Source organism: Nocardia sp. NPDC055029 (genome assembly GCF_053608525.1).
In genome coordinates, this window is sequence record NZ_JBSGVQ010000006.1 from 51888 (window position 1) to 74647 (window position 22760).

Consider the following 22760-nt stretch of genomic DNA (forward strand, 5'->3'; position numbering starts at 1 on the left):
GCTTCTACGATCGGCGCATGGTCACAGTCGATCGCCTCTACACCGGACATGTCACCGCAGGCGCGGCCGCCCAGCAGCGGGACGTGCCCGGAGCTCGCATCGTGAAGATGTCCGTCGGCCCGATGGACAACAACACCTACCTCGTGCAGAGCACGGCCACCGGCGCCGCGGTGCTCCTCGACGCCGCCAACGACGCCGCGCGCATCATCGAACTGATCGGCCAGGAAACCCCGGGCCAGATCGCGTTGATCATCACCACCCACCAGCACCCCGACCACTGGCAGGCCCTCACCGAGGTCACCACGTCACTCGACGTCCCGACGGCCGCCCACCCTCTCGACGCGGGCATCCTGCCGGTGCACCCCGAGCACCTGCTCGCCGACGGCGACACCATCCAGGTCGGTGACCTCGTCCTCGAGGTGATCCACCTGCGCGGCCACACCCCCGGCTCGGTCGCGCTGGCCCTCATCGACGGCGCGGGCCGCACCCACCTCTTCACCGGCGACTCCCTGTTCCCCGGTGGAGTGGGCAAAACGCACAGCCCGGCAGACTTCGACACCCTGCTCACCGACGTCACCACCAAGCTGTTCGACCGCTACCCCGACGACACCGTCGTCTACCCGGGCCACGGCGACGACACCACCCTCGGCGACGAGCGCCCCCACCTCGGCGAGTGGCGCGATCGGGGCTGGTGAACCGGTCCCGGCACAAAAAGAACGGCACCAGACGCGGGCCGAGGTGCCGTTCTCCGACGGTCCGAACGCCGTCGACTCCGACGGTTGTCACACCGTCAACCCGAGGCCGACAACGAGACCGGCGGTTCGGGTCACGTGACCTCCTGATGGTGAACGGAGGCCGCGAGGAGGTGTAGTTGTTCGGTTGGGCACCCCCTTCGAGGAACCGCGATAAACAACAATTCGGTTGAGCTGTCGCCTGCCCCGCTGTGCAGGCGGCCGCGGGTGGGATCCGGTTGCCCGGACCACCCATCGTGGCGCCCTGCCGTCGCAGGTCACCACTACCCAGTACACCCTTCGGACAAGGTGATGTCGAGTGCCTCGGCTACTCGAATCGAGGGTCGGTCAGGCCATGGTCGCCCTGGCTCGCTCCAGATCGACCTGCGCGCCGCGCATGGGCGTGCCCTCTGACGAGCGACGGGATCAGAAGACCGATCCGGCGAACCCGATACCGAGCGAGTATCGTCGCAGCTCATGGATCTTCGCCTGCTGAGATATTTCACGGCGGTGGCCGAGGAACTCCACTTCGGTCGCGCCGCCGCCCGGCTGCACATGACCCAGCCGCCGCTGAGCCGGGCGATCAAACAGCTCGAGGCCGATCTCGGCTGTGCACTGCTGCATCGCTCGCCGACCGGCGTGACGCTCACGCCCGCGGGGTCCGCGCTCTACGACGAGGCACGCGAGCTGCTGGCCCAGGCCCATCAGCTGCGGACCAGGGTCGCGGTCGCCGCCGGGGGATCCGCGATCACCATCGGCACCATCGCCGAACAGGCGGGCACGCGACTCGCCGCGGCCTACCGTGCCCGGCACCCCGGCGTGCAGGTCCACATCAGGGAGGGCGACTTCGCCGACCCGACCGCGGGGTTGCGCGCCGGGCGCGTGGATATCGCCCTCACCCGCACCCCGTTCGACGAAACCGGCATCACCACCCGGGTGCTGCGCACCGACCCGGTCGGCGTCGTGCTCCGTGCCGACGATCCCCTGGCCCACCGCACGAGTCTGCACCTGCACGAACTCACCGCCCGGCCGTGGTTCCAGCTACCCGGTGACGCCGACCCGGTCTGGCGCGGCTACTGGTCGCACCCCACCGACCCGGACACCGGTCCCGTGGTGCGCACCGTCCACGAATGCCAGCAGACCGTCCTGTGGAACGGCACCGTCGGACTCACCCCGCTGGGCCACCCGGTGCCTGACGGCCTCGCCGTGATCCCGCTCGCCGACAAGCCGCCGAGCAGCCTTGTGCTGGCGTGGAACAGCGCCGGGCACAGCCCGCTGGTCCGCTCGATCACCGACATCGCGGCGACGATTTCCTGGGACAGCGTCGCCGCGGCCGACCGTTCACCGGACCGGAATCGGGCGGTGACCGCTGGCATGATCGGTCGTCGGACCGACCTGGCAGACTCTTCAGGATGAAATCGGGTTTCCCGCGAACGGCCGCCCCTGCCCCGGACGCACGGCGTCCGCGTGGGCTCGTGCCGACGGTCTCGCTGTGGGTCGGCCGGTTGATCGCGGGGGCGGTACTGATGGCGGTGGTACTGGTCGCCGGGACCGCAGTCCGGGTGTGGCAGGTCGCGCGGATCGACGACTACACCAACGCCGACGCGATCGTGGTGCTCGGCGCCGCGCAGTACTCGGGCACGCCGTCGTCGGTGTTCGAGGCGCGGCTGTACCAGGCGTGGCGGCTCTACGAGGCGGGCGTGGCGCCGCGGGTGATCACCGTCGGCGGCAAGCAGGACGGCGATCTCTACACCGAGGCCGCTTCGGGCAAGTGGTACCTCGAGGACAAGGGCGTGCCGAGCGCGGACATCCTCGCGGTGGAGACCGGATCGGACACCCTGCGCAGCGTCGAAGCGGTGGCGACCGAGATGGAGTCGCGCGGGATGTCATCGGCCGTACTCGTCAGCGATCCGTGGCATTCACTGCGGACCAGGACGATGGCTCGCGACGCCGGACTGGCCGCGTGGACCGCGCCGACCCGCACCGGACCGGCGGTCTACACCAGGGAGTCGCAGTTCCACGGCATCGCCCGCGAGACCGGCGCGCTGCTCTGGTATCAGCTCACCCATTTCTCGGCAGACTTCTCTTACACGGCGGGACAGTGAGATTCGTTGACTACTCCTCGCCTGAAAGACGGGGATTCCTGCTTCACCATCAGTTGCCATAAAGGAGAACTCCTTTGCGGACTTACACCGACTCCACAGGCGTTTCACCTCTCTGCCAGCCCGGCAGCGAGGATATTGCGGGCCGCGTTAACATCCCGGTCATGGACCGACCCACAGCGGCATGTCCACTCCCGAATGTTCAGCGACAGCTTGTCGTGCAGCGCACCGCAGTGCGAACACACCCTGGTCGACGGATACCAGCGATCCACCACCAGCACCTCGCGGCCGTACCAGTCGGCCTTGTACTCGAGCATGGTGCGCAACTGCCGCCAGCTCGCGTCCGAGATCGCGCGGGCGAGCGTGTGGTTGGCGACCATGTTGCGCACCGTCAGGTCCTCGATGGCGACTGCTTGGTTCTCGCGGATCAGCCTCGTGGACAGTTTGTGCAGGAAGTCGGTGCGCCGGTCGGTGATCCGCGCATGGATGCGGGCCACCTTTCGACGGGCCTTCTCCCGGTTGGCGGACCCCTTCACCTTCCGGGCGAGGTCGCGTTGCGCCGTCGCCAGCCTGCGCCGATCAGCTCGCTCGTGCCGCGGATTGACGATCTTCTCCCCGGTGGACAGCGCGGCCAGCGAGTTGAGGCCGACGTCCACGCCGATGGCATTCGTCGTGGTCGGCAGCGGCGTGATGGACTCTTCGACAAGCAGGGACACGAACCACCGACCACTACTGTCGCGGGACACCGTCACCGTCGACGGCGCTGCACCCTCGGGCAGCGCCCGCGACCAGCGAATGTCGAGTGGCTCGGTCATCTTCGCCAGGGTGAGTTGCCCGTCGCGCCACCGGAACCCAGACCGGGTGTACTCGGCCGAGGCTCGCGAGCGCTTGCGGGACTTGAACCGGGGGTAGCGGGCACGCTTGGCGAAGAACGCCGCGAACGCGGCCTGCTGATGCCGCAATGTCTGCTGCAACGGCACCGACGACACCTCGTTCAGGAACGTGAGATCCTCGGACTTCTTCCACCCGGTCAGTTCGGCGGAAGCCTGCACATACGTAGTGGACTTCGACTCCGTGGCATACCGCCGCTGGCGGGCGTCGAGCGCCTTGTTCCACACCAAACGAACACACCCGAATGTGCGCGACAGCTCCGCCGCTTGCTCGGGCGAGGGGTAGCAGCGGAACTTGTACGCCCGCTTCACCACCTTCGACATGTCTCACACAATATTGCACTTGAATGTAAGAAGGGAGGGTGGCGTGTCCTTTCCGGTCCTGAAGGGCAGCCATGCATCTGATGAGCGACAGCTACACTCCGCACGACCGGGAACGGATGGTCCACGAGCCGGGCAAGACCGCCTGGCCCGGCGCCGCTGGCAAGGGCCACCGCAGTGAATTCTCCCGCGACCGTGCTCGCGTCCTGCACTCCGCGGCCCTGCGCCGCCTCGCCGACAAGACCCAGGTCATGGGTCCGCGCGAGGGCGACACCCCGCGCACCCGCCTCACCCATTCGCTCGAGGTCGCCCAGATCGGCCGCAGCATCGCCGACGGACTCGGCGCCGACCCGGACCTCGTCGACCTGGCCGGCCTCGCCCACGACATCGGCCACCCGCCCTACGGCCACAACGGCGAACGCGCCCTCGACGAATTCGCCGACGAATACGGCGGTTTCGAGGGCAACGCGCAGAACCTGCGCATCCTGACCCGCCTCGAACCGAAAGTCCTCGACCCGGCGGGGGAGAGCGCCGGGCTCAACCTGACGCGCGCAGCCTTGGACGCGACCCTCAAATACCCGTGGGGGAGAAGCGGTTCCGGCACCAAGTTCGGCGCCTACGAGGACGATCTCGAGCGCCTGGCCTGGGTCCGCAAGGACGCGCCCGACCGCAAGCAGAGCCTGGAATGCCAGATCATGGACTGGTCCGACGACGTCGCCTACTCGGTGCACGACGTGGAGGACGGCGTGATCGTCGGCCGGATCGACCTGCGTGCCCTGGCCGACCCGGCCGAGCAAGCCGCCCTCGCCGAGCAGGGCCACGGCCAGCACCCCGACCAGTCGATCGCCGCGCTGGCCGCCGCCGCGCAGCGCCTGTCCGAACTCGACGTGGTGGCCGACGCGGTGAACTACGACGGCACCTTCGCCGCCTCGGTCGCGTTGAAGCGGCTCACCAGCGAGCTGGTCGGCCGGTTCGCGACGGCCGCGATCGCCGCCACCCAGGATCACCACGGACCCGGCCCGCTGACCCGCTACGAGTCCGATCTGATCGTGCCGCCGATCGTGGCCGCCGAGGTGGCCGTCCTCAAGACCGTCGCCCTGCGCTACGTGCGCTCCGACCGCGGCCACCTGGCCCGCCAGCAGACCCAGCGCGACCGGGTGCAGGCCGTCGCCGATCGCCTGCTCACCACCGCGCCCGCTCACCTGGACGACCAGATGCTGCCCTGGTGGAACGCCGCCACCGACGACACCGCCCGGGTCCGCGTGGTGATCGACCAGATCGCCTCCTACACCGAGAGCCGCTTCGAGCGCGTCGCCGCCTCGCTGGACTGCCGCTGAGCCGACCCGACTAGACTCACTCACCGTGGCCGGACGAATCCCAGATCGCGATATCGCGGCGATCCGTGAACGTGTCCGGATCGAAGATGTGGTGGGCGAGTACGTCGCGCTCAAGCGGGCGGGCGCCGACTCGATCAAGGGCCTGTGCCCGTTCCACGACGAGAAGTCGCCCTCGTTCCACGTGCGGCCCAACCACGGCCTGTTCCACTGCTTCGGCTGTGGCGAGGGCGGTGACGTCTACAAGTTCCTGCAGCAGATCGAGCACATCGGTTTCGTCGAGGCCGTCGAGCAGATGGCCGACCGCATCGGCTACCAGATCAACTACGAGGGCGGCGGCACCTCGGTCCAGCGCGACCGCGGCACCCGCTCCCGGCTGGTCGCCGCCAATGCCGCCGCGCACGAGTTCTATGTGGCCCAGCTGCGCGAACCCGAAGCCGAGACGGCCCGCAAGTACCTGACCGACCGCAACTTCGACGGCGCCGCCGCCCAGCAGTTCGGCTGCGGCTACGCGCCCGGCGGCTGGGACGCGCTCACGAAACACCTGCTGCGCAAGGGTTTCGAGTTCAAGGAACTGGAAGCGGCCGGATTGTCCAAGCAGGGCAAGCGCGGGCCGATCGACCGGTTCCATCGCAGGCTGCTGTGGCCGATCCGCAATCTCGGTGGCGAGGTGATCGGGTTCGGCGCGCGCAAGCTCTTCGACGACGACACCATGCCCGGCAAGTACGTGAACACGCCGGAGACATTGCTGTACAAGAAGTCCCAGGTGCTGTTCGGGCTCGACCACGCCAAGCGGGAGATCTCCAAGGGCCACCAGGCCGTCGTCGTCGAGGGCTACACCGACGTGATGGCGATGCACCTGGCCGGGGTGAAGACCGCCGTCGCCTCCTGCGGCACCGCCTTCGGCGAGGAACACCTGCAGGTGCTGCGCAGGCTGCTGATGGACGACAACTTCTGGCGTGGCGAGATCATCTACACCTTCGACGGCGACGCCGCGGGTCAGGCCGCCGCCTTGAAAGCCTTCAGTGGTGATCAAAGACTCGCCGGCCAGACCTATATCGCCGTCGCTCCCGACGGCCAGGACCCGTGCGAGCTGCGTCAGCACTCCGGCGACGCCGCGGTCCGCGATCTGGTCGCGCGCCGAACCCCGCTCTACGAGTTCGTGATTCGCGGTCTGCTGGCCGAACACAACCTCGACGACGTCGAGGGCCGTGTCGAGGCGTTGCGCCGTACGGTGCCCGTGGTGGCCCAGATCAAGGACAACGCGACCCGCAAGGGGTACGCCACCAAATTGGCGGGCTGGGTCGGCTGGGACGACATCCAGCTCGTCGTGCGCCGGGTAGGCGAGGAAGCCAAGAAGAACCGGATGGGTGCGACACCCACTACCGGAAAGTCCGGCGCCGCGGCGATTCCCGCGCCCCGCGTCGAGGAGAGCTCCTCGGTCCGGCCTGCCCCGAACGACCCGGTGCTGTTCGCCCAGCGTCAATCCCTCAGTGCCGCACTGCAATACCCCGGTGTCGCCGGCGCGGCCTTCGACGCCATCGACACCGCCGCGTTCACCCACCCCGCCTACGTCGCGGTGCGCATCATGATCGCGAAGGCGGGCGGCACCGCGGCCGGGCTCAGCGGCGCCGAATGGGTCGCCGCGGTCTCCGACCACACCGACGACCTGATGATCCGCGCCCTGGTCTCCGAACTGGCCAACGAGCAGCTGCCGGTGCGCTCCCAGAACGACATCCCGCGCTTCATCACCGGCATCCTCGCGCGCACCCAGGAAGCCTGGGTCGGCCGTCAGATCGCCGAGCTGAAATCGAAGCTGCAGCGACTGTCGGCCAGCGAGGAGCCCGACACCTACATGGCTCTGTTCGGCGACCTGGTGGCGCTGGAGCAGTACCGCAAGAGCCTCGCCGCCCAGGCGATGGGCAACGAGGGCTACGCGGCGGGCGCCTGAGTCAGCGACGCAGCTGGTTGTTGCGCAGCTGGTCGTGCGGGATCAGCACCGTGGTGCGCTCGTCGATCGGCTCCATCGGCTCCAGCTTCGGCTGCGTGCTCAACTTGTCCGACAGCTTCTGCCGGCCCACCGACACCAGCTTCTTCGTCACCGGACTCCCCGTGACCGCCCGCGTCGCCGCACTGATCTGCTCGTAGCGCGCGCGCCCGGCCTTGGTGCCCAGCACATATCCGGCCGCTACGCCGATGATCAACCGCAGCATCTCCTGGAGCTCCTCCCACGTCTGTGTGCGGGCTCCATCCTGCCCCAGCAGCCCCACCCCTGTCGATCCGGCCACCGGTTGTCGGCACATCGTTATACGCCGCATGTCCGCAGGTAGCAGCCCGATTTGGGAACCTGCGATGCGATGCGCTAAAGTTTCATCTCGGTCAGCCCGCCAAGGCAGACCGCCTGAGTCTAGCGGCTCAGGGCAATCCCCTATAGCTCAATTGGCAGAGCAGCCGACTGTTAATCGGCAGGTTTCTGGTTCGAGTCCAGATGGGGGAGCATAAAAGGCCCTTGACCAGCACCTATGTGCGACGGTCAGGGGCCTTTCTCGTACCATCAGGCGCCAAAGTTCCGGAAAGTCTCCGAAAAGTCGCCCCGCGTCGGCATCTTGCCATCGGCCGGACCCATGCCACCCATCACGGCATCACCCGCGGCGTTGATCGCTCGTGGGGTGGGGACATCGCCTACTGGTCCACCTGAAGGTATGCGCGACCTGGCTACCGGACCATGGCGCCGATTGTTTCGACTCGATCCGCCAGGGGGACGCTCAACTCGATCACCGGAATGTCGGCGAGGAGGTGCAGCGGGTCGGTGTAGGCCAACTCCAGCAGCGTGTCGTTGACCGTGCGGCGGAGACCGAGCATCTCCGCCGGGGGCAGGAGTCGCTCGGTTTCGGGGGTTATGGGCACGAGTACCAGGAGATCCAGTGTGGCCAAGGCATTGTGGACTGCGGAGGTATCGCCGGCGAACTCGATGTCGAGCCCGGTCGCTGACAGGTAGGCCAGGAAGTCCAATGGGGTTCGGTCGAAGACCGAGCCGTCGGGCTCGGTGGTCAGCAGTTGGATCGAGCGGGTCAGCTGGGCTCGGTAGTCGGCGCGCGATGGCGGGTATTCGAAGTCGTAGCCGTCTTCCTCGAGGAGGACATACGGTTCCTCGATCGGCGTGAGTTCGTCGAAGCGGGAACACAGTTCGTGAACCAGCGTTGTCTTGCCGGTTCCGTGTGGTCCGGATACTCCGATACGCATTCGACTCCCTCGATTCGATGTGGTCGTACAAGCGGTCCCGTGGTTCAGGGTCGCACCGGGAGTGATCGGCTTGGGGATCGGCGTCGGTTTCCGGGCGACACGGGTTGGCGCGGAATCTGGCCGGTGAGCCGGCCGGTGATCGGTGGTACGACACCCGCGACGCTCGGCACTGACGACGCGCGGCGCCGGAATGGCTTGGTGTGGTTGATATGTCAGGTTTCGGGCGGTGAAGCGGTCATTTGTCCAGGTAGGGGCATGTACCAGGGTCGGCGAGGCCTGTTCGGCAATGTAAGGTAAGCCTACGCAAATTCGAGAGGCTAGTTTCATGCGCATCGTGTCGTTCGGCTTTCAGACTTGGGGTTGCAAGACCCTCCAGGCACTCATCGATTCCGATCACGAGGTGGTTCTCGCGGTCACCCATCCGGCCACGGAATCCTCCTACAAGGCGATCTGGAACGATTCGGTCGAGGAACTGGCCGCCGAGCACGGCATTCCGGTCCATCTGACCGAGCGCGCGGATGCCGAGACCATCGAACTGGTCAAGCGGGCCGAACCCGATGTGATCGTGGTGAACAGCTGGTACACCTGGATGCCTGCCGAGCTGTACGATCTGCCGCCGCACGGCACGTTGAATCTGCACGACTCGCTGCTGCCCAAGTTCACCGGCTTCTCCCCGGTGCTGTGGGCGCTGATCAGCGGGGCCGAGGAATTCGGCCTCACTGTTCATCGCATGGACGAACAGCTCGACACCGGCGACATCCTGATCCAGAAGCGCCTGCCGATCCCCGTCGGCGCTACCGGCACGGAACTCGTCCTCGCCGGGATGGAATTGATTCCGGGTGCGGTGCACGAGGCCCTCGCCGCGCTGACCGACGGTACCGCGGAATGGACGCCGCAGGACAAGACCGAGCGCACCTACTTCCACAAGCGCTCCGATCGTGACAGCCGGATCGACTGGTCCTGGGACGCGGTCGACCTGGAACGCTTCGTGCGGGCGCTGTCGGCGCCGTACCCGCGCGCCTATTCGCACTATCGCGGGCAGCGTATCGAGGTGCTCGACGCGATGATCTCCGAAGCTCGCTACGGCGGCACCGCGGGGCGGGTCATCGTTCAGGAAGGCGGCGGCGCGGTCGTCTGCGGCGCGCAGCCGCACCGCGGCGGCGACCAGGCGTTGGTCGTCACGCGGGTCAGGACCGCCGACGGCGCCGAACACGACGGCGCCGAATTCTTCGCCCGCGGCGGCTATCTCACCGACGACCCCGCCTGAGGTCGAATCCCCCAGGTGGCCATGCACGCGTGGCCACCAGTTCCTTCGTTCGTCCCAGCACCAGAGGCACCATGACGCACCCTGATCCGACCCCTGCTGTCCGACCGCTCACCGCGGCACAACGCGAGGTGTGGTTCGCTCAGCAGCTACTCGGACCGGTGCCGTTGACCGTGGCGCAGTACGTGGATCTGAACGGGCCGCTCGACCTCGGGATCTATCAGCGCGCGGCCCGCAGCGCCGCCCGCGATCTCGGCGCTTACCTGCGGTTCACCACCGTCGGCGGCGAGCCGGGGCAGCTGCTCGATCCCGGTATCGACGATCGCATCGTCGTCCGGGATTACGCGGCCGAACCCGATCCGTGGGCAGCGGCGATGGCGTGGATGCGCGCCGATCAGTGCGCACCGTTCGATCTCGCCGTCGATCCGCCCATCGTGACCACCGTGCTGCGGCTGGGCGCGCAGCGCCACCTGGTGTACACGCGAGCCCACCACGTGGCGCTCGACGGGTACGGTGCAATTCGGTTGCAGCAGTTGCTGGCTCGTCACTACGAGGCAGCGCTGGCCGGGGCGCCAGCGCCTTCGGCGCCGGTGGATTCGACGGCGGTACTGGCCGAGGCCGAGGCGACCTATCGGGCGTCCCGGCGGTACGCGATCGACCGGGAGTACTGGCGCGGGCAGGTCGACGAGCTGCCCGCACCGGTCAGCCTGGCGGCACGGTCCGGTGATCCCGACCCGTTGCCGATCCATGCCCGCGTCGAACTCCCGGAATCGCTGGTCGCCCAGCTGCGCGACCGCGGGAATCTCCCCGGCAACACGGTGGTGCTGGTGGCGGCCTTCGCCGCGTTCCTCGGTCGGCTCACCGATGCCGATCCGGTGACGCTGAGTTTGCCGGTCACCGGGCGTACTGTCGCCAAGCTGCGCGAGTGCGGCGGCATGACCTCGAACATCGTGCCGCTGAGCTGCTCGGGCGACACCGTCGGCAGCGTCATCGCCAGTGCCGGTGCCGGGTTGAGCGGAGCGCTGCGCCATCAGCGCTACCGCGGCGCCGACATGGTTCGTGACAGCGGACGGCAGGCACGATCGCTGGGCTTCGGACCCGCGGTCAACATCATGAACTTCCACACCGAGCAGGTGCTGGGGCAGGCGCGCGGCACGATCCACCTGCTGTCGACCGGACCGGTCGACGATCTCGCGCTCAACGTGTATCCGGTCGACGGTTCCCGGTTGCGGGTCGAGTTCGAAGCCAACCGCCATCGCTACACCAGTGCGGAGGTCACCGCGCACCTGGACCGCTTCGTCGGCTTCCTCACCGCGTTCGCCGCGGCGGCCGACGATGTCCCGATCGCCGAGTTGCCGGTGCTCACCGGCTCCGAGTGGGAACTGCTGGTTCCGTGGCGCGGTCCGCAGGCGCGCAGACCGGCGACACTGAGCGAGCTGATCGCGGCCGCCGTCGCCGAGAACCCGGACGGCACGGCTGTCGTCTACGACGAAAAGCGCTGGACCTACCGCGAATTCGACGCGTGGACCGACCGCATCGCCGATACCCTCCAAGCGGCGGGCGCAGGCCCGGAGACGTTGGTCGCGATGGTCATGGAACGATCCGCCGCGTCGGTGGGCGCCGTGTGGGCCATCGCCAAGACCGGCGCCGGGTTCGTCCCGATCGATGCCGGATACCCCGCCGAGCGCATCGCGCACATCCTGGGCGACTGCGGCGCCACGCTGGGCGTGACCACCGCCGAGCAGCGCTCGAATCTGCCGGACTCGGTGGGCTGGACGTTCGTTGACGTCGCGGGGCCCACCGACGAGGACACCTCGGCGACCGCGCCGCGCACCCGGCCGACGATCCGTCCCGAGAATCCGGCCTACCTCATCTACACGTCCGGCTCGACCGGCGTACCCAAGGGTGTGCTGGTGACCCACGGCGGGCTGGCGAACCTCGCGGCCGAACGCCGTGATCGGTACGCGCTGCGGCCGGGCGCGCGCACTCTGCACCATGCCTCCCCGGGCTTCGACATGGCGGTCGGGGAGATCCTGTGCGGGCTGGCGGGCGCGGCGACGCTGGTCGTTGCGCCCCGCTATGTGATGGCCGGACCGGATCTGGCCCAGCTCATCCGGCGGGAACGGCTGACCAACGCCATCATCACCCCGGCGGTGCTGGCCACCCTGGATCCCGAGACGCTGCCCGACCTGCGGGTCCTCGGGGTCGGCGGCGAGGCGATCCGCCCCGACCTGGTCGCGGCGTGGTCGCGAACCCGGCTGATGCGCAACGGGTACGGCCCCACCGAAGCCACCGACATCGCCACCATCGCCGAGCTCGAGCCGGACCGGGCGGTCACCATCGGCGCGCCCCTGCGCGGGTTTCACGCGCTGGTGCTCGACGCCCGGTTGCGACCGGTTCCGCCCGGGGTGATCGGCGAACTCTACATCGGCGGCCCGGCGCTCGCCCGCGGCTATCGCGGCAAGCACGCGCTCACCGCGGCCCGGTTCGTCGCCGACCCGTTCGGGCCGCCCGGCGGCCGGGTATACCGCACCGGCGACCTCGTCACCGTCACCCCGGGGCCCGACCCGGAACTGATCTACCACGGCCGCAGTGATTTCCAGATCAAGGTCCGTGGGCATCGCATCGAGCCGGGCGAGATCGAGACCACGCTCACCGGGCTCCCCGGCGTCGGCCGCGCGGCCGTTACCGCGCACGAGGACAGCCGCGGCACCCATCTGGTGGCCTATCTGGTGCCGGACGGGCCACTCGACGTGGAGGCGGTGCGAGCACGGATCGCCGACAGCCTGCCCCCGTACCTGCGGCCGAGCGCCTACCTCGTCCTCGACACCTTGCCGCTGACACCCAACGGCAAGCTCGACAGCCGGCGGTTGCCTGCCCCGGTGTTCGCCCACAACGGTTCCCGGGCCGCTACCACGCCCGCGGAGCAGGCCGTCGCGGCCGCCATGGCCGAGGTACTCTCGGTCGATTCGCCCGGTGCCGACGACGACTTCTTCGAGTTGGGCGGCACCTCGCTCACCGCCACCGCACTCGCGGCCCGGCTCGGCGTCGATGTCCGCGCTGTCTTCGACGCGCCGACCGTCGCGGCGCTGGCCGTGCGGCTGGGCGACCCCGAGCTTTTCTCCGTGCCCGCACCGGTGGCGGGTCCGCGCCCCGAACACCTCGCCCCCGCGCCCGCGCAGCTGCGGATGTGGCTGCTGAACCAGCTGTACCGGGACTCGTCGGCGTATCACCTGCCGATCGTGCTGCGCCTGTCCGGCCCGTTGGACGAGGCGGCGCTGGCTGCCGCGGCACGGGATGTGGTGCAGCGGCACGAGGTACTGCGCACGGTCTACCCCGACAGCAGTACCGGACCGTACCTGCGCATCCTGTCCGCCGACGATGCCCTGGCGAACACGCCGCTCGTCGCCCGCCCCCTCGTGCCGACGGAGCTGGACGCCGAACTCGCGGTGACCATCGCCGCGCCGTTCGACGTCACCACCGACGCACCCATCCGGCTGGCATTGTGGCGCCTGAGCGCCGATGAGCATGTGCTGGCGTTGGTCGCCCATCACATCGCCGCCGACGGCTGGTCGCACGGCCCGCTCGTCGCCGACCTGTCCGCGGCCTATACCGCGCGGGCCGCGGGTAGCGGGCCGCACTGGGACCCGCTGCCCCTGCAATACGCCGACTACGCCCTGTGGCAGCACGACAGGCTCGGCGACCGGCGCGACCCGCAGTCGCCTGCCGCGCGTCAGCTCGCGCACTGGGTGCGGGCGCTCGGCGGCGCGCCGGCCCGGCTGCCGCTGCCGACCGACCGGATCCGCGCCCGCGGTGCCGGTCGACCCGGCGGCGGCGAAGGCGGGCGGGTCGAATTCGAGATCTCGGCAGCGATCGCGACGGCGATGGCCGATCTGGCCCGGCGCCACGACGCGACTCCGTTCATGGCCGGATACGCGGCCTTCACCGTGCTCCTCGGCCACCTCGCCGGTGCGACCGATGTGACCGTCGGAACCCCGGTGGCCGGTCGCGGTCATCCGGCGCTGGACCGTCTGGTCGGCATGTTCGTCAACACGCTGCCGCTGCGCCTGACCATCGACCCGCAGGAGAGCTTCACCGCCGTGCTGTCGCGCGCACGGGAGGTCACCCTCGGCGCGCTCGGCCATGCCGACGTGCCCTTCGATCACATCGTGGAGGCGGTCAATCCGCCTCGGGACGACACCGCGCACCCGCTGTTCGAGGCGGTGTTCTCCTATGAGAACCTGCCTGCGCTGCCGTCGCTGCGCTTGGGCGCGGTCGAGGTGAGCATGCTCGACATTCCCTGGCGGACAACACATTTCAATCTGTCGCTGACGTTGCGTGAGCAGCCGGAAACGGGTGGCCTCGCGGCAGGCTTCCAGTACGCCACCGACCTCTACGACCTGACAACGGTGGAGGGCTTCGCGGCGCGGTTCCACCACATCCTCGCCGCGATCGTCGCGCACCCCGAGGCCACGATCGAGCAGCTGTGCGACGTCGTCACGTCCGGGTTCGGCGCAATCGGACGGGCTGTCGAGGAAACCCCGCAGCATGCGGCGATTCCCGCGGCCGCTGTCGAGCCCGCCACCGTGCGCGAGCTCGCCGTGGCCCGGGTGTTCGCCCAGGTGCTGGAACGCGACTCGATCGGGGTCGAGGAGGACTTCTTCACTCTCGGCGGCACCTCACTGCTGGTGTTCACGTTGCGCGCCGAACTGCGCAGCCAGCTCGGCATCGACGCCGACCCGCGCACCCTGTTCGAGGCGCCGACACCACGCGCGGTGACAGCGGCGGTCTCGGCGGAATCGCTCGCCGCCACGGAGGCGCACTGGACGGCGACGCTGGCCGCCGACGCGTGCCTGGATCCGGCGATCACGGTTCCCGCGGAGTTCACGCCTGCCCCGACCGACCCCGCCGCGGTCCTGCTGACCGGCGCTACCGGTTTCGTGGGTATTCATCTGCTCCGGGAGCTGCTGGACCGCACCTCGTCGCGCATCTGGTGCCTGGTGCGTGCCGACGACGCCGACGGGGTGTACCGCAGGCTCGGCGCGACGCTGGAGCGGTACGGGCTCGCCCGGGATGGGCTCGACCGGGTCGTCGCCGTGCCCGGTGACCTGGCCGCGCCGCGGTTCGGCCTCACCGGCGAGGCCTGGGCGGAACTGGCCGAGCGCATCGAGGTGATCTACCACAACGGTGCCCGCGTCAACCATCTCGAATCCTATGCGACCCTGCGGGCGGCCAATATCGCCGGAACCGTGGACATTCTGCGGCTGGCGGTGGCCACGCGGGTGAAGACCCTGCACTACGTGTCCACGGTGTCGGCCGCGGTCGCCACGGGACACACCGGTGTCGTCGCCGAGGACACGGCGATCACCGTGGACCAGGTTCCGCGCAACGGGTACCTGGCCACCAAATGGGTGGCCGAACAGCTCGTCGTGGCGGCAGCCGAACGTGGACTGCCGGTCGCGGTGCACCGGCCGGGCCTGGTCGCCGGGGCGATCGGCAGCGGCGCGATCAGCACCGACGACGCGTTCTGGACGCTGATCCGGTCGGCGGCGCATCTGGGTGTCGCACCCGATATCGAGAATGCCGACGTCACGTTGGCCCCGGTGGACTACGTCGCACGCGCACTGGTCGCGCTCGCGACCCACCGGCAGCCCAGCGGGGAGATCTATCACCTCGTCAACAGTGCGCCCACCGGGGTCGGCGACATCCTGAATACTCTGCGCCGCAGCGGGTTTCCCATCGAGACGGTGGCGGTCGAGACCGCCGCCGACCGGCTGACCGGTCAGCTGTCGCGGCACCCCGACCTGATGCGCGCGGCACTGATCGCCGAGAACTATCTCAACGGTGGAGGCGACGCCCTGCTCGTCGACGACACCGGCACCAGGGCCGTCCTCGCCGAGCTCGGCGTGCGGTGTCCCCGCATCGACGACGCCGTGCTGCTGCGCTACGTGGAAGGATTCATCGCCGCCGGGTTGCTGCCCACCCCGATCGGCTGATTCCCCCTGGGTGGCCGTACCGATCGTTCGTCTTCGGAGACGAATTCACCGGATGTATTTCTTCGTTCGAGAGGAATTCGGCCCGACGGGCGTCGAGGGACTGTTGTGGGCTCGATATGCCTATTGATCTCGGGTAACGTGAACCTTCTGGCTGATTTCGGGCAGCGACCCGAGAGCGGTTTGTCAATGGTGACATGTGAGGTTCTTTATGCGTGGAGCATCGTCCGGTCCGGGGCCGTCGGGCACTTCCCTCCGGGGGAGCGCCGCACCCCAGTTCCAGGAAGCCATCGACCGGTTCGGGCGGTTGTTCGACGGTGGACGAGGCGGGGGCGCGCTGGCGGTGTATCAGCACGGGCGGCGGGTTGTCGACGTGTGGGCCGGGTGCGCGGATGCCGCAGGGGCGGTGCCGTGGCAGGAGAACACGGCGGCGTTGTCGTATTCGACCTCCAAGGGTGTCACCTCCACGGTGCTGCATGTGCTGGCCGAGCGCGGGCTGGTGGACTATCGGGCGCCGGTCGCGGAGTACTGGCCGGAGTTCCGCGCGAACGGGAAGGCCAGCATCACCGTCGCGGAGGCGATGAGCCATCGGGCGGGGTTGTCGCGGATCGGTGTCTTCGCCCGTACCGCCGCCGAACTCGCCGACCATGAGCTGATCGAGGAACGTCTCGCCGCCGCGGCGCCGGACCGATTCCGCGGTTTCCCCGCCTACCACGCGATTTCGTACGGAACCATCATCGCGGGGATCGCCAGGGCGGTGACCGGCAAGAGCATGGGCGAGCTGTACCGCACGGAACTGGCCGAACCACTCGGCCTGGACGGGCTACACCTCGGGGCACCAGGGCCCGGCGCGCGCACCACCGTGGCGGTGACGCACGGGTCGACCACTCCACTCGGAATTCCCCAGGCCGACATGGTGATCCGGCTCGCCTCACGCACCCTGGTGCCCGGTGCGGGATTCCTGCGATCGATCTACACCCAGGGCATCGACCGGCTGGCCCACGGCGCGGACCCCGCCATCCTGCGTGGTGAATTGCCCGGGGCGAACGGTGTTTTCACCGCGCGCTCGCTTGCCGCCGTCTACAGCGCGATCGCGACCGAGTCGCCGCTGTTCTCGCGGAACAGGGTGCGCGCCATGGCGCGTCTGCAATCGGTGCTGCCCGATCGCAACCTGTGCCTGCCGATGGGCTGGCGGCTCGGCTATCACTCCATGCCGGTGACGGGCGCGCGGAATGCCTTCGGGCACATCGGCTTCGTCGGTTCCGGTGGCTGGGCCGATCCCGCGTCCGGGCTGGCCGTAGGGTTCGTGCACAACTGGGCGCCGGAGGCGCTGTTGTTGCCGCGCGATCAGTTCGTCCTGTTCGGTCTGCTGGCCGCGGTGGTGCGCGGCGCCGCTATGGAAGCGGGCGATCCGGTCGACCTGCCGGTCGCGGTCTGACAGCGGGGGCCACCGTCACGGCACGAACGGGGATGCCGCTCGTGCCGTGTGGAGTGCTCGGGCCCACCAGGTGAGTTGGTCGAGGGCGGATTCGACGGCGTCGTGGAGTTCGGGGTCGGGTCGGGGCCAGGTGCCTTCGACGGTGAAGCGTTGCCAGGCTTTGGGGATGGTGACGGTGCGGCGGGTGGGGACGGCGTTGAGTTCGGTGAAGACCTGGCGCAGCTGGGCGGCGCCGTGCCCGCCTTCGGCGTCGCGGCAGTAGGTGACGATGGCGACGGGTTTGGCGGCCCATTCGGTGTCGAACCAGTCGATGGCGTTCTTCACGGCGGCGGGGAAGCTGCGGTTGTATTCGGGGGTGACGATGACGAAGGCGTCGGCGGTCGCCAGACGGGAACCCAACTCGCGCACGGGATCCGGGAGCGGTTCGTCGAAGTCGGGGAGTTGGTCGGGGAGGGCGGCGGTGGCCAGGTCGATGCGGTCGAGGGTGAGGTCGGGGCGGCGGGCCACGCGCCCGGCGAACCACTCGGCGACCAAGGGGCCGAAGCGGCCTGTGCGGGTGGACCCGAGGATCATGGCCACCCGCATCGGCTCGCGCATCAGGCGTCCTTGACGGGGGCGTCGAGGAAGGCGGGGATCATCGGGAGCAGCAGCTCGGGGCGGTGCGGCGCGGTGATGTGGGAGGTGCCGGGCAGGATCGCGAGCTGGGAGTTCGGCAGGCCTGCGGGGGTGTCGCCCATGATGCCGCCGCCGAAGAGGCGGAACATCTCGACGGAGTGTTCGGGCCGGACGATGTCGGAGTCGCCGATGACGGTCAGCGTCGGGGCCTTGATCGTGCGGGCGGCCTCCGGGGACACCGAGGGCATGCCGTTCAGGTCGTGGTCGAGGACCCTGGCCACCAGCTGGGGGAAGTCCTCCGGCCGGGGCGCGTTCTTCAGGTAGTCGGTGTGGAAGGGCGAGCCGTGCAGGTGCTCGGGCTTCAACTCGTCCATGCCCTCCATCAGGCCGGGGTGCATGGCTTCGGCGCCGAGGCCGCCGGAGAGCAGGATCTGCTTGCGGACCAGGTCCGGGTGCCGCAGCGTGATGTCGAGCGCCACGCCCGCGCCCATGCTGTAGCCGAGGATGTCGGCGCGCCCGATGCCGAGCTGACCGAGCAGCGCGACGGTGTCGTCGGCCATCTGCGGCGTCCGCAGCGGACGGTCGATGTCGGCGGTGCGGCCGTGCGCCTGCTGTTCGATGGCGATGACCTCGCGGGTCTTGGACAGCTCCGGGATCAGCTCGCCGAAGTCGGTCCCGATGCCCGACAGCGCACCGTGCAGCAGCACCAGCGGCGGCTGATCGGTGGCGACGCCGTGGCGTTCGTAGTACATGCGCAAGCCGTTGACCTCGGCGTAGGCGCCGGGTTCGACGGGTGCGGCGGTCTTGCCGGACCCGCAGGCGGTCAGCAGCGCGGTGGCGGCGAGGCCGGCGGCGAGGGCGAAGGCGGTGAGTTTCATGTCGTTCTCCTGTGGTGTGTCGAACTCGTTGTGACCACAGTGCGCCCGGTGCCTTCCGGTTTGTTTACGGTCGGATTCCGGTGCGATCGGAACCAGCTAGGGTGCGGTTATGCGTTTCGGTGTGCTCGGTCCGTTGACGGTGTGGACCGAGGGCGGCGCCGTAGTGCCGGTCCCCGGCACCAAGGTCCGTGCCCTGCTGGCCGACCTGCTGCTCGCCGCGGGTCAGCCGGTGTCCGCCGACCGCCTGGTCGACGACATCTGGGGCGAGGACCCGCCCGGCAACCCCGCGGGCACCCTGGCAGCCAAGGCGTCGCAGCTGCGGCGCGCGCTCGAGGACGCCGAGCCGGGCAGCCGGGACCTGGTGGTGTCCCCGCCGCCCGGATACCGCCTGGCCACCACCGAAGTCGACGCGCTGCGTTTCCGCGCCCTGCTGGCCGAGGCACGCACCAACACCGACCCGGGCAGGCGCATCAAGACACTCACCGACGCGCTCGGACTCTGGCGCGGACCGGCTTTCGACGACTTCCGTGACGCGGAGTTCACCAGGTCGGCCATCGCCCAGCTGGACGAGCTGCGGCTGGTCGCCGTCGAAGAACTGGCCGAAGCCCGGCTCGCCGAGGGCGAATACGGCGAGGTGGCAAGCGATCTCACGCGCTTCGTTACGGAAAACCCACTGCGGGAACGACTCCGCGCGGCACAACTGCGTGCCCTGTACGGCGCGGGCCGTCAGGCCGAAGCGCTCGACAGTTACGAGGATCTGCGCAGGCAGCTGGCCGACGAACTGGGTCTCGACCCGAGTCCCGAACTGGTCGACCTGCACCGGTCGATCCTCGGCCAGGACCCCGGTCTCGTCGTGACCAGGCCGCGCGCGGTGGTTCGCCGGCGGACGACGAACATTCCCGCCCAGCGCACCGAATTGATCGGCAGGGCCACCGATCTCGACGCGTTGAGCCGCGCGGTCGACGCCTCGCGCCTGGTCACGCTGACCGGGCCCGGCGGCGTCGGCAAGACCCGCCTCGCCACGACGACCGCGGCCGACCTCACCGACCGTTTTGCGCACGGCGCCTGGCTCGTCGAACTCGCCCCGCTGGCGGCGACCACGGCAGACGTCGACCGCATCGCGGAGACGGTGGCCCAGGTCGCCGGAATCCGCCTCGGCGACGGCTCGGCGTCGGCGGCGCTGGGGGAAGCGCTGGCCGAGCAGGAACTGCTCGTGGTGCTGGACAACTGCGAACACATCGTCGACCAGGTGGCGGATCTGACCGAAGCCCTGCTCGGCGCGGCCCCAGGCCTGCGCATTCTCGCGACCAGCCGCGAACAACTGCGCCTGGCCGGGGAAGATGTCGTCGCGGTCGAACCGCTCCCTGTTCCGCCGAAGGGCAGCGAGGTGGAGGTCATCGCCGAGTCGAATGCGGTGCGGCTCTTCGTGACTCGCGCGCAGGCCGGTGCGCGCGAGTTCGCCCTCGACGCGGCGAACGCCGACGCGGTCGCGACATTGTGTCGCAGGCTCGACGGCATTCCGCTGGCCCTCGAATTGGCCGCGACCAGGGTTCGCGCGCTCGGTGTGCACGAGATGGTGGCCCGGCTCGACGACCGGTTCCGGCTGCTGGCTACCGGGCATCGCGGGGCACCACCGCGACAGCAGACCCTCACGGCGATGATCGACTGGAGCTGGGGGCTGCTCGACGAGGACGAGCGGGTCGTCTTGCGGCGCCTCGCCGTGCACGCTGGTGGCTGTACCCTCGAGGCCGCTGAATCCGTGTGTGCCGCAGCAGTACCCGGAGATGATGCGCCCGTCGAGCCCGCGATGGTCGCCGATCTGATCGCGCGGCTGGTCGACAGATCGCTGGTCCAGCAGAGCGGGCGACGCTACCGGCTGCTGGAATCGGTGGCCGCGTTCAGCCTGGACCGCCTGACCGAGGCGGGCGAAGAAGCCGCGGTGCGCCGGGCGCATCACGCGTACTACCGAGCGCTGGCCGAGCGCGCCGCGCCGGAACTGTACGGCGCCGACCAGCAGCGCTGGCTGTCTCAGCTCGACAGTGAAGACGCGAATCTGCGCTCGGCACTGGATGATTCCCTTCGCGAAGGCGACGCCGACGCGGCGCTGCGCCTCACCGACGCGCTGGCCTGGTACTGGCTGCTTCGCGGTCGGCTGGGTCCCGCCCGCCGCTGGTTCGACGCGGCACTGGCCCTCGGCGGGACCGCCCAGCGCCGGGCACCGGTCGCTGCCTGGCGTCTCACGGCCACCTTCCGGCAGGGCGACTTCCTCGACGTGAGCGCGCGCCGCGCGGAGGTGTCGGCCGCCCTGGCCGCACTCGACGACCCGGCCGTGCGGGTGCGCGCCGAGGTCATCCTGCTGATGTCGGCGCTGGAAGCGGGCACCGACCAGGACTTGGAAACCTCCGTGCGGGACCTGCTCGCGGAATGCCGCGACCTCGGTGACCGCTGGAGCGTCGCGACCATCCAGGTGGCGCTGGCGAAATCCGCGCACAGCCGCGCCGACGTGGCTGCCCTGGCGCGCTACGCCACCGAGGCCGCGCGGCTGTTCGCCGAACTCGGCGACCGGTGGGGGCGGCTGCAGGCCGCCGAATGGCTGGGCGGTCTGGCCGAGCTGACCGGCGACCTGCACGGCGCGGCCGACATCCACCGGGAGGCCCTCGTCCTGGCCAGGGAGCTGGAGCTGTGGGGCCAGGCTTCGGCGCATCTGTGCTGGCTCGGCTGGATCGCCATGCAGCACACCGAATTCGACGAGGCCCGCGATTTCGCCGAGCAGGCCATGGTGCTGGCGGCCGAACAGGGCGATGGTGCGGGCAGGCTGTTCGCCTCGATCGTGCTGGCCTTCACCGCCCGTCGCGACGACAGGCCGGAGGAGGCCGAACGGCTCTTGCGAGGTCTGCTCGCCGACTCGGCCGACGAATCCGACACGCCGCTGTTCGTGCCGATGCTCCAGGTCGAACTGGGCTATCTGCTGGAACAGCGCGGCGAGCCGGCTGCCGGCCTGACCGAGCATCTTCGCGCCTTCGACGGCTCGCAACGCATCGACGCACCCCGCGATGCCGCCTTCGCGCTGGGCGGTGCGGCCGCTGCCACCGCCGCCCTCGGTGAATTCGACACCGCCGCACGCCTGCTCGGCGCCGCGGAAGCGCTGCGGACCAGCACCGGAATGCCCTTGCTGCCGGCCGAACAGCCCGATATCGACCGGGCAACCACGACGGTGCGCACCGGGCTCGGCGCTGATGCCTTCACCGCCGCCCACACCGCGGGCCTCGACCTGACCGCCGCCGCGGCACGCGAACTCATCGACGCCGTCGCCGCATCGCCTGCGAGCTAGGGCTCTCGGACATCCTCGCCTGCGAGCTCACGCAACGGGCACGTAGCGGAGACCGACGATCCCGCACTCGAATCGCGTTGCGGACTCCAGCTCGAACTGCTGGTTCGCGCCGGTCGCGGCGAACACCGGGAGTCCGGCGCCGATCGCGGTCGGGTTGACGAACAGGTTCAGCTCGTCGAACAGCCCCTGCGCGATCAGGCTCGACACGAGTTCGCCACCGCCGTAGGCGATGATGTCGCCGCCCGGCCGGGCCTTCAGTTCGCGGATCGTCGCGGCCGCGTCGGCCGCGACAAGGGTGTTGTCCCACGGTGATTCGGTGACGGTCCGCGAGATGACCACCTTCGGGGTCTTGTTCATGGTGTCGATCGCCTCCTGGGTCTCGTGCTCGGGCTGCGCGGCCCAGTGCGGAATGAACCCTTCGGCGAGCTTGCGGCCGAGCACGATGGTGTCGACCGGCTCGGTCAGCGCACCGATGTGGGCGGCGAGGTCGTCGCTCCACGCGAACGTCAGCCAGTCCATCTCGCCGTTCGGGCCTGCCATGAAGCCGTCGATGGTGGTCTGGACCTGGAGCTTGAACTTGCGCATGATGTGCATCCCTTCGTTGTGCGGTGTGATGCCAC

General features: G+C 69.4%; 15 protein-coding genes and 1 tRNA gene. 10 read left to right on the plus strand and 6 right to left on the minus strand.

Going from position 1 to position 22760, the window contains the following annotated elements:
• Nucleotides 1-17 precede the first annotated feature (17 nt).
• The 3 genes from ACWF9G_RS07710 (at nucleotide 18) to ACWF9G_RS07720 (ending at nucleotide 2836) form a co-directional block, all read left to right on the plus strand.
• Nucleotides 18-695 (plus strand): MBL fold metallo-hydrolase, encoded by a 678-nt coding sequence (locus tag ACWF9G_RS07710; RefSeq protein ID WP_379311374.1) that lies wholly within the window; start codon nucleotides 18-20, stop codon nucleotides 693-695.
• A 513-nt stretch (nucleotides 696-1208) separates the two neighbouring features.
• Entirely contained in the window at nucleotides 1209-2147 is a 939-nt protein-coding gene (locus ACWF9G_RS07715; protein WP_452514457.1) for a LysR substrate-binding domain-containing protein, read from the plus strand.
• Nucleotides 2144-2836, plus strand: coding sequence for a YdcF family protein (locus ACWF9G_RS07720; protein ID WP_452514458.1), 693 nt, complete (start codon nucleotides 2144-2146; stop codon nucleotides 2834-2836). Before ACWF9G_RS07715 ends, ACWF9G_RS07720 begins: the two co-directional genes overlap by 4 nt.
• 104 nt (nucleotides 2837-2940) lie before the next feature.
• Here the strand turns inward: ACWF9G_RS07720 and ACWF9G_RS07725 are convergent, their stop codons facing one another.
• Complete coding sequence (locus tag ACWF9G_RS07725) at nucleotides 2941-4047, minus strand: RNA-guided endonuclease InsQ/TnpB family protein (RefSeq protein WP_452514459.1); 1107 nt, start codon at nucleotides 4045-4047, stop codon at nucleotides 2941-2943.
• A gap of 80 nt (nucleotides 4048-4127) precedes the next feature.
• On the opposite strand from ACWF9G_RS07725, the gene ACWF9G_RS07730 reads away from it, so the two are divergent.
• Together ACWF9G_RS07730 and dnaG are read left to right on the plus strand one after the other, a co-directional pair.
• Complete coding sequence (locus tag ACWF9G_RS07730) at nucleotides 4128-5381, plus strand: deoxyguanosinetriphosphate triphosphohydrolase (protein WP_379311370.1); 1254 nt, start codon at nucleotides 4128-4130, stop codon at nucleotides 5379-5381.
• A 25-nt stretch (nucleotides 5382-5406) separates the two neighbouring features.
• On the plus strand, nucleotides 5407-7329 hold the full coding sequence (dnaG, locus tag ACWF9G_RS07735; RefSeq protein ID WP_379311369.1) for a DNA primase: 1923 nt from the start codon (nucleotides 5407-5409) through the stop codon (nucleotides 7327-7329).
• Nucleotide 7330: 1 nt separating this feature from the next.
• Here dnaG and ACWF9G_RS07740 read toward each other — a convergent pair whose 3' ends face one another.
• Nucleotides 7331-7591, minus strand: coding sequence for a hypothetical protein (locus tag ACWF9G_RS07740; protein ID WP_189033106.1), 261 nt, complete (start codon nucleotides 7589-7591; stop codon nucleotides 7331-7333).
• A gap of 211 nt (nucleotides 7592-7802) precedes the next feature.
• Here ACWF9G_RS07740 and ACWF9G_RS07745 point away from each other — a divergent pair.
• Nucleotides 7803-7875 (plus strand) — tRNA-Asn (locus ACWF9G_RS07745).
• Between the two features lie 218 nt (nucleotides 7876-8093).
• Here ACWF9G_RS07745 and ACWF9G_RS07750 read toward each other — a convergent pair.
• Nucleotides 8094-8621 carry an AAA family ATPase gene (locus tag ACWF9G_RS07750; RefSeq protein ID WP_452514460.1) on the minus strand — a complete coding sequence of 176 codons (528 nt, stop codon included), beginning with the start codon at nucleotides 8619-8621 and terminating at the stop codon, nucleotides 8094-8096.
• 325 nt (nucleotides 8622-8946) lie between these two features.
• On the opposite strand from ACWF9G_RS07750, the gene ACWF9G_RS07755 reads away from it, so the two are divergent.
• From ACWF9G_RS07755 to ACWF9G_RS07765, 3 genes are all read left to right on the plus strand, one after another.
• Entirely contained in the window at nucleotides 8947-9888 is a 942-nt protein-coding gene (locus ACWF9G_RS07755; RefSeq protein WP_452514461.1) for a methionyl-tRNA formyltransferase, read from the plus strand.
• Nucleotides 9889-9959: 71 nt separating this feature from the next.
• Nucleotides 9960-15881 carry an amino acid adenylation domain-containing protein gene (locus ACWF9G_RS07760; protein ID WP_452514462.1) on the plus strand — a complete coding sequence of 1974 codons (5922 nt, stop codon included), beginning with the start codon at nucleotides 9960-9962 and terminating at the stop codon, nucleotides 15879-15881.
• Between the two features lie 208 nt (nucleotides 15882-16089).
• Entirely contained in the window at nucleotides 16090-17316 is a 1227-nt protein-coding gene (locus ACWF9G_RS07765; protein ID WP_452514463.1) for a serine hydrolase domain-containing protein, read from the plus strand.
• 15 nt (nucleotides 17317-17331) lie between these two features.
• On the opposite strand, the gene ACWF9G_RS07770 is transcribed toward ACWF9G_RS07765, so the two are convergent.
• Together ACWF9G_RS07770 and ACWF9G_RS07775 are read right to left on the minus strand one after the other, a co-directional pair.
• On the minus strand, nucleotides 17332-17913 hold the full coding sequence (locus tag ACWF9G_RS07770; RefSeq protein WP_452514464.1) for an NADPH-dependent FMN reductase: 582 nt from the start codon (nucleotides 17911-17913) through the stop codon (nucleotides 17332-17334).
• Nucleotides 17913-18809, minus strand: coding sequence for an alpha/beta fold hydrolase (locus ACWF9G_RS07775; protein ID WP_452514465.1), 897 nt, complete (start codon nucleotides 18807-18809; stop codon nucleotides 17913-17915). The genes ACWF9G_RS07770 and ACWF9G_RS07775 overlap by 1 nt, the downstream gene beginning before the upstream one ends.
• Before the next feature lie 109 nt (nucleotides 18810-18918).
• Here ACWF9G_RS07775 and ACWF9G_RS07780 point away from each other — a divergent pair, with 109 nt between their 5' ends.
• Nucleotides 18919-22140 (plus strand): AfsR/SARP family transcriptional regulator, encoded by a 3222-nt coding sequence (locus ACWF9G_RS07780; protein WP_452514466.1) that lies wholly within the window; start codon nucleotides 18919-18921, stop codon nucleotides 22138-22140.
• A 27-nt stretch (nucleotides 22141-22167) separates the two neighbouring features.
• Here the strand turns inward: ACWF9G_RS07780 and ACWF9G_RS07785 are convergent, their stop codons facing one another.
• A complete protein-coding gene (locus tag ACWF9G_RS07785; RefSeq protein ID WP_452514467.1) occupies nucleotides 22168-22725 on the minus strand; it encodes a dihydrofolate reductase family protein in 558 nt (185 codons plus the stop codon).
• Nucleotides 22726-22760 lie beyond the last annotated feature (35 nt).

Excerpts from the sequence above, each read along its gene's own strand:
- ACWF9G_RS07775 (WP_452514465.1), bottom strand. The coding sequence starts at position 18,809 with ATGAAACTCACCGCCTTCGCCCTCGCCGCCGGCCTCGCCGCCACCGCG.
- ACWF9G_RS07725 (WP_452514459.1), bottom strand. The coding sequence starts at position 4,047 with ATGTCGAAGGTGGTGAAGCGGGCGTACAAGTTCCGCTGCTACCCCTCG.
- ACWF9G_RS07755 (WP_452514461.1), top strand. The coding sequence starts at position 8,947 with ATGCGCATCGTGTCGTTCGGCTTTCAGACTTGGGGTTGCAAGACCCTC.
- ACWF9G_RS07785 (WP_452514467.1), bottom strand. The coding sequence starts at position 22,725 with ATGCGCAAGTTCAAGCTCCAGGTCCAGACCACCATCGACGGCTTCATG.
- ACWF9G_RS07710 (WP_379311374.1), top strand. The coding sequence starts at position 18 with ATGGTCACAGTCGATCGCCTCTACACCGGACATGTCACCGCAGGCGCG.
- ACWF9G_RS07740 (WP_189033106.1), bottom strand. The coding sequence starts at position 7,591 with ATGCTGCGGTTGATCATCGGCGTAGCGGCCGGATATGTGCTGGGCACC.
- ACWF9G_RS07765 (WP_452514463.1), top strand. The coding sequence starts at position 16,090 with ATGCGTGGAGCATCGTCCGGTCCGGGGCCGTCGGGCACTTCCCTCCGG.
- ACWF9G_RS07730 (WP_379311370.1), top strand. The coding sequence starts at position 4,128 with ATGAGCGACAGCTACACTCCGCACGACCGGGAACGGATGGTCCACGAG.
- ACWF9G_RS07720 (WP_452514458.1), top strand. The coding sequence starts at position 2,144 with ATGAAATCGGGTTTCCCGCGAACGGCCGCCCCTGCCCCGGACGCACGG.
- ACWF9G_RS07780 (WP_452514466.1), top strand. The coding sequence starts at position 18,919 with ATGCGTTTCGGTGTGCTCGGTCCGTTGACGGTGTGGACCGAGGGCGGC.
- ACWF9G_RS07715 (WP_452514457.1), top strand. The coding sequence starts at position 1,209 with ATGGATCTTCGCCTGCTGAGATATTTCACGGCGGTGGCCGAGGAACTC.
- ACWF9G_RS07770 (WP_452514464.1), bottom strand. The coding sequence starts at position 17,913 with ATGCGCGAGCCGATGCGGGTGGCCATGATCCTCGGGTCCACCCGCACA.
- ACWF9G_RS07760 (WP_452514462.1), top strand. The coding sequence starts at position 9,960 with ATGACGCACCCTGATCCGACCCCTGCTGTCCGACCGCTCACCGCGGCA.
- ACWF9G_RS07750 (WP_452514460.1), bottom strand. The coding sequence starts at position 8,621 with ATGCGTATCGGAGTATCCGGACCACACGGAACCGGCAAGACAACGCTG.